The following is a 14884-nucleotide window of genomic DNA, read 5'->3' as shown; positions in this document are numbered from 1 at the left end:
TTAATACTAAATAACAAAATTAAAATTTTCAAAGGAAAAATATTGAAGTTATTATTCACTTCCTTTTGTTGTTTTGCAAGTTTAATGGCTAGCGATGCCATTAACTGCGACAACATTAAAAATAATAAAACATTGCTAAATGAAAGTTCAAATTTAGATTATTTAAATATAGCTTCAAGCTGTAAAGAATCTTTAAAAAATCAAGATTTTACAAAAAAACTCTATGCAATTTCCAATGAAATTCGCGGAAGCAATAGCTCTTGTAATGGTGTGGCTTATTTGCCAAAATTACAACAATTTGATTTTTTATTATTAAAAATAGCTATCGATCCCATCGCTTATCAAAAAACTTTAGATACACCCGAAAATTTAGAAAAAAAATATGATATTTTAAAATCTTATTTTAGATATTGGGCATATCAAAGCATAGGAAATTTTAGACTTTACAAAGCTTTTTGGCAAGAATACAATAATGCTATAGAACCTTTAGAAAAGTATTTTGAAAGTAATTTTAATTTTGACAAAGGTAGTAATATTTACTATACTAGCAATGCCTTAAACGAATTTTTAAATTGGGCTGTTGGTGAAACAAAAATTTACAAAGACATTAGTCCTTTAGCAAAAATCATGTCAAATAAAAATTATTCAGTATCTTATATACAAGATTTTATTTTTTCAAATAATCCAAGCCAAGATGACCTTACTATAGCCTTGCAAGCAGCGCTTCTAAATCAAAGAGAAAAAGAAATTTTAGAACTTTTGATTCGTTTTGGCGCTAGGATTGACGAAGGTTATGAAAGTGCTATTTTTTATGCATTGGAAAGTTATGAAAATACAAACTTTTTAATCCAAAATGGAGCAAATGTTAATCAAGCCAATGCCTTTGGTAAAACCCCACTTTTTTATGCCATAGAGTTTAATCGTCTTGATATCATAAAACTACTTCTTGATAATGGAGCAAATGTTAATCAAAAATATATTAATAACAATGAAAAATTAGCATTAAGCGCGAACATAGGTTCAAATACGCCTTATTTTATTACATTTTGTGCTCTAGAGCACACTTCAAAAAATGTTTTAATGCATGCTGCAGCCTATGGAAATGTTGAAATTTTAAAACTTCTTATTTTAAAAGGAGCAAATTTTAATGCTGTTGATGATCTTGGTTTTAATGCACTCGACTTTGCGCTATCAGCAGGTAAAAAAGAAAATGCTGATTATCTAAAAAGCTTGGGTTTAAAAGCAAACGAAAATCTATTTTACGGAGGTAGTTTAGAATGAAAACCGCATTTATTACAGGAGCTAGTTCAGGTTTTGGTAGAGCTTGCGTTGAAGCTTTTATACAAGAAGGCTACAAAGCAATCGCCCTTGCTAGACGCAAAGAGCGTCTAGAAGAGTTAAAAAATGCTTACAAAGATAAGATTTACACGCTTTGCATAGATGTAAGAAATCAAAAAGAAATCTTTGAGGCTATTGAAAATTTACCCAAAGAATTTCAAGAAATTGATGTGCTTTTTAATAATGCAGGTTTAGCTTTAGGGGTAGATGAATTTGATAAATTAAACCTTGAAGATATTAACACTATGGTAGATACAAACATCAAAGGATTTTTATATGTTGCAAAAGCTATTATTCCTATACTTCGCAAACAAAAAAATGCTTATATTTTTAACTTAGGTTCGGTTGCAGGAAGAAATCCTTATTTTGGAGGCAATGTGTATTGTGGAACCAAAGCCTTTGTAGGACAATTTTCATTGGCCTTAAGAAATGATCTTAGAGGAAGCAATATCAAAGTAACAAACATTGCTCCAGGACTTTGCAAAACTGAATTTAGTGAAGTGCGTTTTAAAGGAGATATCCAAAAAGCTGATGCAGTGTATGAAAATACGCAATTTATCAGTGCTAATGATATTGCCAAAGTGGTAATGTCTATCATTAACCTACCAAGCCATATTAATGTTAATGAAATCGAGCTTATGCCGGTAACACAAACTTGGAATGGATTTTATATAGAAAGAGATGAATGAATAAATTTTTAGTTTTATTGTTTTTACCTTTAGTTGCATTTGCAAACTCCTCAGAAGCAGCTGCAAATGCTAATTTATTTGGAGCTTTTACGCTTATACCGCCTTTAGTTGCTATTGCTTTAGCCTTTATCACAAAAGATGTTATTTTGTCACTCTTTGCTGGAGTTTTAAGCGGAACTTTTCTGCTCAGTCTTTCTGTAAATATTTTCAAAGCACAACATTTAGCTTTTGTAAATTATTACAATACTACAGTAGAATCTTTTTCAAAAATTATTTCCTATATCTTAGGTTCAACTTCAGATCCAGTAAATGCAGGAATCATTTTACAAATTCTTTGTATAGGTGGTCTTGTGGCACTCATCACAAAAATGGGTGGTGCAAAAGCTGTAGCATTAAAATTTGCCAAAAGAGCCAAATCAGCTGTATCAGCTCAAGTTAACACTTGGTTTTTAGGGCTTTTAATATTTTTTGATGATTATGCTAATTTACTGATCCTAGGTCCAATTATGCGTCCTTTGGCAGATAAATTTAAAATTTCTCGTGAAAAATTTGCCTTTATTATCGACTCTACCGCAGCTCCTGTAGCAGGAATAGCTGTAATTTCTACTTGGATAGGCTTAGAAGTTTCTTTAATTAAAACCGCTTATGAACACATAGGCATTAGCGATATTAGTGCTTTTGGAATTTTTGTCGAAACCATACCTTATCGTTTTTATAATATTTTCATGCTTTTTTTTGTAGTCATGACTGCAATCATGGGACGTGAGTTTGGTTCTATGTACAAGGCTGAAGTGCGTGCAAGAACCACAGGACAAATTGCACCTCTACCTAAATCAGGCACACTAAATACTGCTGAATTAGAAGATCAGTTTTTAGCGCCAAAAGAAGGTATTAAAATTCGTGCTTTTGATGCTATTGTTCCTATTTTTACTTTAATCATTTTAGCTATATTAGGATTTTATTTTAATGGACTTAGCACTTTAGAAGGCGAAGAACTTGCAAAAGCAAGTGTCAATCCTTTGTCTTTTGAAACTTTTAGGGCTGCTTTTGGAAATGCTGATTCTTCTGTGGTGTTATTCCAAGCTGCTTTGTTTGCTGCTATTGTAGCGATTTTTATCGGGGTGCGTCGTAAAATTTTCAATCTTAAAGAAGCGGTAGAAACTTGGATATATGGCTGGAAAACCATGATTTTTACCATAGTATTGCTTTTATTTGCTTGGTCGCTTTCAAGTATAGTAAAAGATCTAGGAACTTCTTTATTTATCACTAGTTTGCTTGCAGATAAATTGCCTGAGTTTATTTTGCCTGCTACTATTTTTGCTTTTGCTTCAGCCATTTCTTTTGCCATAGGAACAAGCTATGGAACTATGGGGATTTTAATGCCTTTGGCTGTGCCTTTAGCTCATGAAATCGCCAAAATCAATGGCATGGATGCAAACGCTATGCATCATTATATGGTTATTAATATAAGCTGCGTTTTAACAGGTGCGATTTTTGGAAACCATTGTTCACCAATTTCAGACAATGTAATCCTTTCATCTATGAGTGCAAAATGCGATCATATGGAGCATGTAAGAACACAGATTCCTTATGCTTTATTTATCTGTGGCATTTCTTTAATCGCTGGATATATTCCTGTATCTTTAGGACTTAGCGTTTGGTTTGTCTTGCCTTTAAATTTCATACTTATTGCACTTTTACTAAGACTTATCGGAAAGAAAGTTCCATGAGTCTTGAAAATTTTGGAAATTTTCTCACTTTAGATGAAAAACATTCTTTCATAAAAAAATATTTTAAAGAATTTTATACAAAGGATTTTAAACTTTTTGCTTCAAAAGATAAGCATTATCGTACAAGAGCTGAACTTTCATTTTATCATGAAAACGATACGCTTTTTTATGCGATGTTTGATCCAAAAAACAAAAAAAAGTACATTATAGAATATTTAGATTTTGCCGATGAAAAAATTTGTGCTTTTATGCCAAAACTTCTAGAATACTTGCGTCAAGATAATAAATTAAAAGAAAAACTTTTTGGTGTAGAATTTTTAACCACAAAGCAAGAACTTAGCGTAACTTTACTCTATCATAAAAATATAGAAGATATAAAGTCAAATTTAGAAAATTTAAGCAATAATCTTCATATCAACCTCATAGCAAGAAGTAAAGGCAAAAAGCTTATTTTTAAAACAGAAAATCTAAGACAAACTTTAAATATTCAAGGTAGAAAAATATTTTATGAATTTAACAACGATTGTTTTATTCAACCTAACACTACTATAAATGAAAAAATGATTACTTGGGTGTGTGAAATTTTAAACACTCAAAAAAGAATGGATTTGCTTGAGCTTTACTGTGGATATGGAAATTTTACTTTAGCTTTAGCGCCATTCTTTTTTAAAATTTTAGCCACTGAAATTTCAAAAAGCAATATTAATTTTGCTTTAAAAAATTGCGAGCTTAACAATACAACAAATATCCACTTTGCAAGACTTTCAAGCGAAGAATTAAGTCTTGCTATCAAAAAAGAAAGAGAATTTTTTCGTTTAAAAGATATTCGATTAGATGATTTTAATTTCTCTCATGTTTTAGTTGATCCACCCCGTGCAGGACTTGATAAAAGCGTAATTGACTTAATAAAAAAATATGAAAATATTATTTATATTTCTTGCAATCCTATCACTTTAAAAGAAAATTTAAAAGAATTAAGCCTAACACATAGAGCGGAAGAGTTTGCTCTGTTTGATCAATTTGTCAATACTCCACATCTTGAATGTGGAGTATTTCTTAGCAAGGTATAAAAAAATAATTCATTAATTTAGCCAGTATTACTATCGCGATACAAAGCACAAATACAAAAAGGGTGGATAAAAACACCGAGTGGATTTTTCTTCTTTAATATAAAATGACAAAATAAAGAAAAAACAACTAAAGATAAAATTCCAAAAGCCAAAATAATTTTTACAGCAAAAAGTAAATTTAAAGGTTTAAAATGAAAACCCGCCAAAGCACCTCCGCTTAAAAAAAGCAAAAGAACCACAAAAGGCATTATTTTAACCCCAGTAGCACTAAAAAGACTTTTGTCAAAATTAGGATTTTTCTTTTTAACTACACCCAAAACAAATACATCAACAAACAAATAACCTATAAACAAAATAGCACAAAGAAGATGGATTGTTAAAGTATATGGATAAAATTCTTCCATTTTTCCCTCCTTATTAAACTTCGGAATTTGCTATATTATAACACTTTTTTCATTTTTTAAATTCACTTTAGTTAATTTTTTAATCATTTAAGATAAAATACCAAAACAAAGGTTAACAATGAATGAAAAAGAAACTATCTCTTATATTATAAATACAAGTAAAAATATTGCCATATTTGCTTTAAGTCCAGATAAGACAAAAGCTTCTTATAGGGTAGCAGAATTTTTACAAAGAAAAAATTATAAAATTTTTCCTATTTATCCTAAAGAAGAGTTTATTTTAAATGAAAAAGTTTATAGAAATTTAGATCAAATAGAAGAAAAAATCGATACACTTATACTTTTTAGAAAAGGCGAAGTGGCACTAGAAATTCTTCCTAAGCTTGTTGAAAAAAATATTAAAAACCTATGGCTTCAACTTGGTATTAGTAATGAAACAGCCAAAGAAGAATGTAAAAAATTAGATATAAATTTTATACAAAATCGTTGCATTATGCTAGAATATCCGTATTTTAAAACAAAGGAAAAATAGTGTTAGAGCTTAATAAAATTTACAAAGCAAAACAACAAATTTCAGGGTTTGTAAACAAAACTCCTTTCATATACTCTTCTTTTTTAAGTGATATTTGTCAAAGTGAGATTTATCTTAAAAATGAAAATTTACAAATTACAGGTGCTTATAAAATTCGTGGAGCTTATAATAAAATAGCCAATCTTAGCGCTGAACAAAAACAACACGGAGTCATTGCGGCAAGTGCAGGAAACCATGCTCAAGGCGTGGCCATTAGTGCAAAAAAATTTGGCATTAAAGCAGTTATTGTAATGCCAGAATCCACTCCGCTCTTAAAAGTTTCTGCTACAAAAGCCTTAGGAGCAGAGGTGATACTCAAAGGGGACAATTTTGATGAAGCTTATGTCTTTGCAACCTCTTATGCTAAAGAAAATAATCTTAGTTTTATCCATCCTTTTGAAGATGAATTTGTAATGGCAGGACAAGGAACTTTGATGCTTGAAATGCTTGATGAAATAAGCGATCTTGATATGATTATCGCACCTGTTGGAGGTGGAGGACTTATAAGTGGTATCGCAAGTGCAGCTAAACAAATCAATCCAAACATTAAAATCATCGGAGTTGGAGCCAAAGGAGCTCCTGCAATGTATGAAAGTTTTCATGCCAAAAAAATCAAAAATGCAAAAAGCGTACGCACTATAGCCGATGGTATTGCTGTGCGTGATGCAAATCCTATAAATTTTAACATTATTTTAGAATGCGTAGATGATTTTATCCAAGTTGATGATGAAGAAATCGCTAATGCGGTATTGTTTTTACTTGAAAAACATAAAATCATAGTTGAAGGCGCAGGAGCTGCGAGTGTAGCCGCCCTGCTTCATCAAAAAATAAATACACAAAATCATAAAAAAATTGGCGTAGTTTTAAGCGGAGGCAATATCGATGCACAAATGCTAAATATCATCATAGAAAAAGGTTTATTTAAATCTTACAGAAAAATGCAAATTCATGTTACTTTAGTAGATAAACCTGGGGCATTATTACACCTTACAGACAGCTTAAAAATAGCCAATGCAAATATAGTAAAAATCGACTATGATAGATTTTCTACCAAGCTTGATTATGGCGATGCGATGATTTCAATTACCCTAGAAACCAAAGGTAAAGAACACCAAGAAGAAATAAGAAAAATTTTAACCCAAAAGGCTTTTAATTTCTATGAAAGTTTTTAATAACATATACGGCTTAAATAAAGCCCATTTGGCGGTGCTAAAAAGTGATTGTATTGCTTTTTAGCCTCAATCTGTTCTTTGAGTTCTTTTTCACTCATTTTTCCTTCTAAAACTTTTAAAACGCTTGCTACGCTTAATCTAATTTGCCCTCTTAAAAAACCATTAGCTTTAAAATGAAAAATGCTAAAATCTTTATAAGCATAAGCTCTAGCAATAAAAATTTCTCTTAAAGTCGTTTTATTATCCCCTCCACTTTTGCAAAAAAACTTTAAATCCTTTTTTCCTACAAAAAAACCCAAAAGCTCATTAGCTTTACCTAGGTCAAATTTAGGATAAAAATGTACATAAGAAGCCATAAAAGGACTATAAGAAGCGTGAGAAAATATATAGCGGTATTCTCTACTTTTTACATCAAATCTTACTTCAAAATCATCTTTTACTTTTTCAATTTTTTTGATATGGATAAAAGGATGGGAAAATTTATTAAGTTGTTTTTGAAGATATTCTAAATTTGTAAAATAATCTCCACACTCCACACTAGCTACAGCATAGCTTGCATGTACTCCTTTATCTGTACGAGAAGCCATTAAAAGAGGTGAAAAAATACCCAAATGCGATAAGGCCCCACTTAAAGCATCTTGAACACCTTTTTTATGAGGCTGAGTAGCAGAACCTAAAAAAGCAGAGCCATCATAAGAAAATATAATTTTTATTTTCATCAATATCGACTCAAAATCATTTTCTTAAAACAATAAGCCGAAACAAATAAACTTAAAGAAAAAATTCCAAGACAAGCCAAAATTGGAGGTTGAGAAAAAGAACTTAAAAGTCCAAAATATATAGCAATCACTCCAAACATACCTAAATACACATAGCCTTTTTCATAACGATAAGTAACCAAACCAAAACAAAGCGCAAAAAGCGTACTAGCAAGTGGAAACAAGGCTATAGTTGTATAAATCACAAATTCTCTTGCTCTTTGTGGATTTTCGTTTAAATCATTCCAGTATTCATAAAATTTCTTTGTTTGAAGATTGTCTGTATTAAACTGAGTATTTACTACTAAAGTGTCAAATTCTCCACTAAAAATACTTTGACCTTGCTCAAAATTATACATTTTGCCTTGATTTAAGCTAAAAGCAAAGCTATCATCTTTTCTTTGCACATGCGCTTCTTTGGCTATGATAAGTTGTTCTTTATCATCTGCTTTATGTTTAGGGCGATACATAATTATGTTTTCATACTTATCACTATCTTGTTTTTCTATAAAAATCATCCAGTCTAAAAATTTTTGTCCAAATTCTCCTGTTTTGTAGTTAAATTTCACTTGAGTGCTTTTATAGTTTACAAAGTTATCCTGAAGTTCAAATACTATAGGTATCATTACCAAAGCCACAACAAGCATAAAAGCACTAATCAAGCTTGCAATTTTAAGGAAAAATTTTGCCAAAATCATTGGTGAAAATCCCAAAGTAAAAAGCACTATGCTTTCATTTTCCTTAGAAAGCCTAAACAAAGCCAAAGTTAAAGAAATAAAAAAAGATATAGGCAAGGTAAAAATTAAAATTCTAGGCAACATAAACCCATAAAGCTTTAAAAGATCCAAAAAACTAATCTCTATACTTGAAGTAAGTTTTGCAAGTTGAATAAAAAACACCATAGATACAATAGCAAAAAGTACGAAAAATATAGACAAATTCGTACTTAAAAATTGATTTAAAACATATCTTAAACTAAGCTTCATTAGAATAATCCTAAGTTTTTATAAAATAAAACTGCCACAAAAGCGATATTTAAAAAGGGTATCATAGCAAGTTCTTGCTCTTTTATTGCTTTAATTCTAAAAAAAATAAAAAAAGGCAAAGTCAAAATAGAAGCTATAAATAATACTAAAAATCCATACTCAAAACCTAAAATTCCACCTATACAAGACATAATAATAATATCAGCATCACCCAAATTTTCTAAAATTTCATCTTTTTTTTGGAAATTCATTAGAAAAAAAACCAAACTTTTTAATAAAAAAACAAATCCTCCAAAACTAAAAGCATTTAGTAAAAAACCTCCACTAAACTCTTTAAAAATCAAAAAATGTAAAATTTCACTCTCCCTAAAGGCGTAAAAAAAAGCAAATAAAAAAGCACTCCAAAGTAAAATTTGTGGTACGGCTTTGAGTTTAATATCAATTAAAGAAAGTAAGAAAAGATTAAATAAAAATAGAGATAAAAATAAAAAATCATAAAAATTTTGACTTAAAGAATAAACCAAAATAAGCAAAATTGCGCCTAAAATTTCATTGATTAACAAAGAAATAGGCAAATGACATTTACAAGTTTGACATTTTGCCTTTAAAAAAATATAAGAAAAAATAGGAATAATTTCATAGTATTTTAATTTTGTATCACAAGAAAAACAAAAAGAGCGCGAGATAAAAAAGGGCTTTTTTTCAATTATCCTACTTGCCAAACTTGTGCAAAAAGAACCCAAACAAGCCCCTAGAATTATTATGAAAAATATCATTTTCCAAAAGTTCTTTCTCTATTTCTAAATTCTTTAATAATCCTTTTAAATTCTCTCTTGGTAAGAGATGGAAATAAAGTTTCACTAAAATAAATTTCAGCATATGAACACTGCCAAAGTAAGAAATTTGAAAGTCTTTTAGCGTTTCCAACGCGAAGCATCAAATCCACATCTAAAGGTAAATCTAAATTTTGCGTTAAATTTTCTTCATTTAGCTCAAGTTTTTTTTCAATCGCACGCTTAGCAGCTCTTATAATCTCATCTCTTGCACCATAACTTATAGCCAAATTAACACAAAGTGCGTCACAATGCTTTGTTTTTTCTTCAACTAAGGTAATTTTTTCTCTTACTTTATCTTCCAAGCGCGATAAATCACCTATAGCTCTTAAACGCACATTATTTTTTTCAAATTTTTCTAAAGCTTCATCTAAACAACGATCTAAAAGTTCAAAAATAAAATCAATTTCATCTTTAGGACGCTTCCAATTTTCCGTACTAAAAGCAAAAAGGCTTAAATTTGAAATATTTTCTTCCATGCAAACTTCCATCAATTTTTGCATAGTTTTAACTCCTTGGGAATATCCAAGTTTTGCCAAAAAACCCTTAGCCCTAGCCCAGCGCCTATTGCCATCCATAACAACAGCAAGGTGTTTTAATTCATTCATTTTTCATCCTTTAAAATCAAAAAGCCTTTTGAAAACAAACAAAGGTTCAATCTTGTTTTCTTGCGATACATTAAAATCTAAATGTTCGTTTAAAAATTTTTGCACCTTAGCAAAAGGTGTAAAAATACTAACACCTTGTGAATCTATTAAAATTTTCAAAGCTCCAAAAACACTAAAATATAAGTAAATTTCTAAATATTTTGCTCTTTTACGCATTTGAAACAAGCAAGATTTATTTTCAAAGATAAAAGGAATATGATAAATATTTTCAAAACTTGCAAAAAGCATTTCTTTTAATATCTGATAACGCTCTATATCTTTACAATCTAAAAGATTTTGTATGATGAATTTTTTATAAGAAATTTTATCCTCTAAAATAGCGATTATCAAAGCCAATCCCTCTTCAAAAGGTTTAAAATTAGGACGCTTTGAAAGATGTTTAAATTGTATAACTCCACCATTTTGCATATAAAGTTCAGCTAAATATTCAGCACCAATTTCAAGCTCTATCATGCTTTTGGTTTGAATCTTTTTATGATTTAATAAAAGCGTATAATGTCCATAACCTGATTTAGCTAAAACTTTCATTTGTATAGGTAAGGTAGAATTAATCATACTCATAATTTTTCACACCATTTTACTAATTCAAATGCCAATTTTTCTTTGCTTTGCAAAGTGCTTTTATTTTCATTGTTTAAAGTGATAAAATAAAGCTCATTTTGATCGCTTCCAAAATAATTTTTTTGATCAATGATATTAAGACAAACCATATCAAGTTGCTTATCTTTTAAAGATTTTTTCGCATTTTCTAAGGCATTTTGAGAATCAAATTCCATCTTAAAACCTATCTTTTTGCTTTGAAATTTGCAAGTTTTAAGCAAATCTTCATTTAAAGATAGATGCAAATTTAAACCCTGTAAATGCTCATTTTTTTTAATTTTCCCTTTTACACTTTGAGGGATAAAATCACTCACCGCAGCCGTCATAATCAAAAAGTCATGATTTAAATTTTTATCCAAAAGCTCCTTTAGATCCTTAGAACTTTCAAATTTGCAAAGCTCATAAGGCGTATCAAATTCCACAGAGCTTAAAAGTTTTACCCTAGCTCCTAAAAAATAAAAAGCGTCAGCTATGGCCTTTGCCATTTTTCCACTTGAAAAATTACTCACACAACGCACATCATCGATCTTTTCTTTTGTGCCGCCACCTGTGACAACTACACTTTTATCGCACCAAAACTTTTCTTTTAAAAGCTCTCTTTTGGTGATATTAAAAATATCCTTAACTTCAGCTAAGGCTCCTACGCCTTCATCTTTACAAGCTAAAACTTTACAAATAGGCTCTATAATCAAAGCTTTATTTTCTTTAAGTATCTTTAAAGAATTTCGCGTGCTAAAATGATGAAACATATTTGTATTTGCCGCAGGAGCTATGATAAGAGGTTTATTTGCTGCGATTAAGGTTTGGATAAAAAGATTATCCGCTATACCAAAAGCAAGTTTATTGATAGAATTAACACTTGCAGGGGCAAACAAAACAAGGTCTACATCCTTGCTAAAAGCTATGTGATTGTTTGAATTTTGCCAACTTTCATTTTCCTCACATAAAACTTCATCAACCAAGGCTTCAAAACTCATTTTGCTAGCAAATTTTAACAAACCATTAGAAAGCAAAACTTTTACCCTAAAGCCTTCTTTTTTAAACAAAGAAATAAGCTCATAAGATTTATAAAAAGCTATACTACCGCTAATGGCTAAAAGTATGGTTTTCATTTTTGAAATTTCTTATAATAATAATCTTTTATCATTTTATGCCCTGCTCTATTGATAAACAAAGCACCCTTTTCTACATTGACACTTACTGTGCTTCCTGCTGCTATGATCACTTCATCTTCGATTTTTACAGGTGCGATAAATTGCGTATCCGAACCTACAAAAACATTTTTTCCTATGATGGTTTTATGCTTTTTTACCCCATCATAATTACAAGTGATAGTCCCACAGCCTATATTGGTTCCACTATCTATCTCACAATCTCCTAAATAGCTCAAATGCCCTGCTTTTACGGTATTTAACTTTGCATTTTTGCATTCTACAAAATTTCCTATATGAGTGTTTTTTAACTCACAATTTGGACGCAAATGTGCCAAAGGCCCTACATCGCTATTTTCTACGATGGAATTTTCTATCACGCTTGAACTTTTAATGATAGAGTTTATAATCTTACTTTTGCCCTCTATCCTTACATTTTCATATACTTCACATTCACCTACAAATTCAACATCTGCACCTATAAAAGTGCTTTGCGGTAAATGAAAAATCACACCCTGTTGCATCCAGTATTTTTTAATTTTTTCTTGCATGAAATTTTCAGCTATACTGAGTTCAAATTTATCATTAATCCCCATAAATTCATCTTCATCTACAAAAACTGCTTTAATCATCACATCTTTTTCTTTTGCTAGTTTTACAATGTCGGTTAAATAATACTCTTTTGCCGCATTATTGTTATCAATCAAAGGTAAAAGCTCTTTTAAAAGCCTCGAGTCAATCACATAAACCCCAGCATTGCAAGTATTTATCTCTTTTTCTTGCGTATTTGCATCTTTAAATTCAACAATTTTTTCAACGCTATCGTTTTTTATCACCACCCTACCATAACTTTTAGGATCTCTTGCTTTAAAAACTGCTAGATTTAATTTTGCATTATTACTCAACAAAGCTTCCAAACTTGTTTGCTCAACTAAAGGCATATCACCACAAAGAATCAACACTCTTTCATTTTTAGGCTCAAACCCACTTAAAGCTCCCGCAGTTCCTGGATAATTTTGCAAATCTTGCTCTAAAATTTGTGTTTTTGGAAAATATTCTAAAATTTCTTTTTCAACGCGTTCTTTTTGATGCGATAAAACTACACTTACATCATCACTTAAAGCAAAAGCCTTTTTTAAAATGTGTAAAATCATACTTTTTTGACAAAGCTCTTGCAAAACCTTTGGCTTTTGTGATTTTATTCTAGTGCCTAATCCTGCCGCTAAAATCAAAATAGAAGTTTTCATTTTTTACCTTTGTTATTAAGAAGTCTAAAAGACTATTTTAGCAGTTTAAAGTTAAAATCCTAATACCCTTAAACTAGTTTTTAGTCATCAAAAGATAAAATTTAAATTTCTTTAATAAAAAACAAAAAAAGGTTTTTAAATTTTGAAAAAAATATTATTATTTTTACTTTTAAGCATGAGCTTATTTGCTGCTGAAGTAACTATCCCTACAGTAAATTTAAGCTTAAGTGCACCCAATACACCTAATCAGCTTGTTACTACTTTAAATATAGTGATTGTTTTAACCATACTTGCGCTCGCTCCAAGTATAGTTTTTGTTATGACTTCTTTCTTGCGTCTTATTGTAGTATTTTCATTTTTACGACAAGCTATGGGGACGCAAAGTATGCCACCTAACACTATTTTGGTAACCTTGGCTTTAATTTTAACTTTTTTTATCATGGAACCTGTAGCTACAAAATCCTATAATGAAGGTATAAAACCTTATTTAGCAGAAAAAATAGGCTATGAAGAGGCTTTTATAAAAGGAGCAAAGCCTTTTAAAGATTTTATGCTTAAAAATACTCGCGAAAAAGATTTAGCCCTTTTTTATCGCATACGCAATCTACCCAATCCCAAAACCATAGATGATGTTCCCCTTACGGTTTTAGTTCCTGCTTTTATGATTTCAGAGCTTAAAACCGCTTTTGAAATAGGGTTTTTAATCTACCTGCCCTTTTTAGTCATAGATATGGTTGTAAGCTCAGTTTTAATGGCTATGGGTATGATGATGCTGCCTCCTACTATGATCTCTTTACCTTTTAAACTCTTAATTTTTGTATTAGTGGATGGATGGAATTTGCTAGTGCAAAGGCTTGTGGAAAGCTTTGTAACCTAAGAAGGAAAATCCTTCTTAGAAAAAGAATTCTAAATTATTCTTTTTAAAAGTATCTTTAACATCTTTAAGATATTTCTCTCCTAAAGAATCAAAAAGCCCATCTTTTTTGCTTTCTGCAATAAATTCATCAAGCTCTTTTTTAAGTTCTGCATTGCCTTTTTGTACTGCTATACCCCAAAACTCAGGATTTTCTTGAAAAGGCGCTAAAATGGCTCTGGTTGTATCTTGATGCTTTTGCCAAGTCCGATAAATCGTAAGTTGATCATAAAAAAATCCATCAGCCTTGCCTTGAATCACTTCCAAAATAGCAGCATTTTCTTTATCAAATAAATTAATAGTTGCATTTTTTAAATTTTTAACCGCATATAAATGCCCTGTAGAACCACGCTTTAAAGCCAAAACTTTGCCCTTTTTATCTAAATCTTTGATATTTGTAATATCAGAGTTCAAAGGAGTTAAAATAGCCAAATTTGCCTTAGCATAAGGAATGCTAAAATCCACCACTTTCTTTCTCTCATCGGTAATTGTCATAGAGGACATAATAAGATCTATCTTGGCTGTTTTTAAAGCAGGTATTAAACCATCCCAAGCGATATTTTTTACTACAAGTTTATAGCCGTTTTTCTTTGCAAAAGCTTCTAAAAAATCCACGCTAATTCCACTTGCTTTGCCTGTTTTATCGCTCATTTCAAAAGGCGGATATCCAAGCTCCATTCCTACAACCAAATCTTTTGCACTCAAATTTAAAGCAAAAAAAGAGATAAAAATCAAAATAATTTTTTTCATAATT

At 30.4% G+C, this 14884-nt stretch carries 16 protein-coding genes; 7 read left to right on the top strand and 9 right to left on the bottom strand.

Going from position 1 to position 14884, the window contains the following annotated elements:
• Nucleotides 1–42: 42 nt before the first annotated feature.
• From FBF21_RS04265 to trmA, 4 genes are read left to right on the top strand one after another with little or no spacing between them, the layout of a single operon-like run.
• On the top strand, nt 43–1281 hold the full coding sequence (locus tag FBF21_RS04265; RefSeq protein ID WP_002918496.1) for an ankyrin repeat domain-containing protein: 1239 nt from the start codon (nt 43–45) through the stop codon (nt 1279–1281).
• Entirely contained in the window at nt 1278–2027 is a 750-nt protein-coding gene (locus FBF21_RS04260) for an SDR family NAD(P)-dependent oxidoreductase (protein WP_002852646.1), read from the top strand. Before FBF21_RS04265 ends, FBF21_RS04260 begins: the two co-directional genes overlap by 4 nt.
• Nucleotides 2024–3757 (top strand): Na+/H+ antiporter NhaC family protein, encoded by a 1734-nt coding sequence (locus FBF21_RS04255; protein ID WP_002859513.1) that lies wholly within the window; start codon nt 2024–2026, stop codon nt 3755–3757. Before FBF21_RS04260 ends, FBF21_RS04255 begins: the two co-directional genes overlap by 4 nt.
• Nucleotides 3754–4827 (top strand): tRNA (uridine(54)-C5)-methyltransferase TrmA, encoded by a 1074-nt coding sequence (trmA, locus tag FBF21_RS04250; protein WP_002868159.1) that lies wholly within the window; start codon nt 3754–3756, stop codon nt 4825–4827. The genes FBF21_RS04255 and trmA overlap by 4 nt, the downstream gene beginning before the upstream one ends.
• 17 nt (nt 4828–4844) lie before the next feature.
• On the opposite strand, the gene FBF21_RS04245 is transcribed toward trmA, so the two are convergent.
• Nucleotides 4845–5231: a copper resistance protein CopD gene (locus tag FBF21_RS04245; RefSeq protein ID WP_248276947.1), complete on the bottom strand. Its 387-nt coding sequence runs from the start codon at nt 5229–5231 to the stop codon at nt 4845–4847.
• Nucleotides 5232–5349: 118 nt separating this feature from the next.
• Here FBF21_RS04245 and FBF21_RS04240 point away from each other — a divergent pair, with 118 nt between their 5' ends.
• Together FBF21_RS04240 and ilvA are read left to right on the top strand one after the other, a co-directional pair.
• Nucleotides 5350–5763, top strand: coding sequence for a CoA-binding protein (locus FBF21_RS04240; RefSeq protein WP_002859511.1), 414 nt, complete (start codon nt 5350–5352; stop codon nt 5761–5763).
• On the top strand, nt 5763–6974 hold the full coding sequence (ilvA, locus tag FBF21_RS04235) for a threonine ammonia-lyase (protein ID WP_002859510.1): 1212 nt from the start codon (nt 5763–5765) through the stop codon (nt 6972–6974). The genes FBF21_RS04240 and ilvA overlap by 1 nt, the downstream gene beginning before the upstream one ends.
• Here ilvA and truA read toward each other — a convergent pair.
• From truA to glmU, 7 genes are read right to left on the bottom strand one after another with little or no spacing between them, the layout of a single operon-like run.
• The gene (gene truA / locus FBF21_RS04230) at nt 6971–7696 is read right to left on the bottom strand and encodes a tRNA pseudouridine(38-40) synthase TruA (protein ID WP_002852636.1); all 726 of its coding nucleotides are present in this window, start codon (nt 7694–7696) and stop codon (nt 6971–6973) included. The two genes, ilvA and truA, sit on opposite strands and share 4 nt — an antisense overlap.
• Nucleotides 7693–8718, bottom strand: a complete 1026-nt coding sequence (locus FBF21_RS04225; RefSeq protein WP_002856798.1) for an LptF/LptG family permease — start codon at nt 8716–8718, stop codon at nt 7693–7695. The genes truA and FBF21_RS04225 overlap by 4 nt, the downstream gene beginning before the upstream one ends.
• Nucleotides 8718–9494, bottom strand: coding sequence for an A24 family peptidase (locus FBF21_RS04220; RefSeq protein WP_002859509.1), 777 nt, complete (start codon nt 9492–9494; stop codon nt 8718–8720). The genes FBF21_RS04225 and FBF21_RS04220 overlap by 1 nt, the downstream gene beginning before the upstream one ends.
• On the bottom strand, nt 9491–10159 hold the full coding sequence (gene uppS, locus FBF21_RS04215) for a polyprenyl diphosphate synthase (protein ID WP_002859508.1): 669 nt from the start codon (nt 10157–10159) through the stop codon (nt 9491–9493). The genes FBF21_RS04220 and uppS overlap by 4 nt, the downstream gene beginning before the upstream one ends.
• A 3-nt stretch (nt 10160–10162) precedes the next feature.
• Nucleotides 10163–10780, bottom strand: coding sequence for a hypothetical protein (locus tag FBF21_RS04210; protein WP_002859507.1), 618 nt, complete (start codon nt 10778–10780; stop codon nt 10163–10165).
• Entirely contained in the window at nt 10777–11931 is a 1155-nt protein-coding gene (coaBC, locus tag FBF21_RS04205; protein WP_002859506.1) for a bifunctional phosphopantothenoylcysteine decarboxylase/phosphopantothenate--cysteine ligase CoaBC, read from the bottom strand. Before coaBC ends, FBF21_RS04210 begins: the two co-directional genes overlap by 4 nt.
• A complete protein-coding gene (gene glmU, locus FBF21_RS04200; protein ID WP_002859505.1) occupies nt 11928–13217 on the bottom strand; it encodes a bifunctional UDP-N-acetylglucosamine diphosphorylase/glucosamine-1-phosphate N-acetyltransferase GlmU in 1290 nt (429 codons plus the stop codon). The genes coaBC and glmU overlap by 4 nt, the downstream gene beginning before the upstream one ends.
• Before the next feature lie 142 nt (nt 13218–13359).
• Between glmU and fliP the strand changes: the two genes are divergently transcribed.
• The gene (gene fliP, locus FBF21_RS04195) at nt 13360–14094 is read left to right on the top strand and encodes a flagellar type III secretion system pore protein FliP (protein ID WP_002859504.1); all 735 of its coding nucleotides are present in this window, start codon (nt 13360–13362) and stop codon (nt 14092–14094) included.
• A gap of 15 nt (nt 14095–14109) precedes the next feature.
• Here fliP and FBF21_RS04190 read toward each other — a convergent pair whose 3' ends face one another.
• Nucleotides 14110–14880, bottom strand: coding sequence for a transporter substrate-binding domain-containing protein (locus tag FBF21_RS04190; RefSeq protein WP_002859503.1), 771 nt, complete (start codon nt 14878–14880; stop codon nt 14110–14112).
• Nucleotides 14881–14884: the final 4 nt, after the last annotated feature.

It is taken from the genome of Campylobacter sp. CFSAN093238 (genome assembly GCF_012898015.1).
GTDB classification, from domain to species: domain Bacteria; phylum Campylobacterota; class Campylobacteria; order Campylobacterales; family Campylobacteraceae; genus Campylobacter_D; species Campylobacter_D jejuni.
This window is presented reverse-complemented; position numbering and strand designations above follow the sequence as displayed.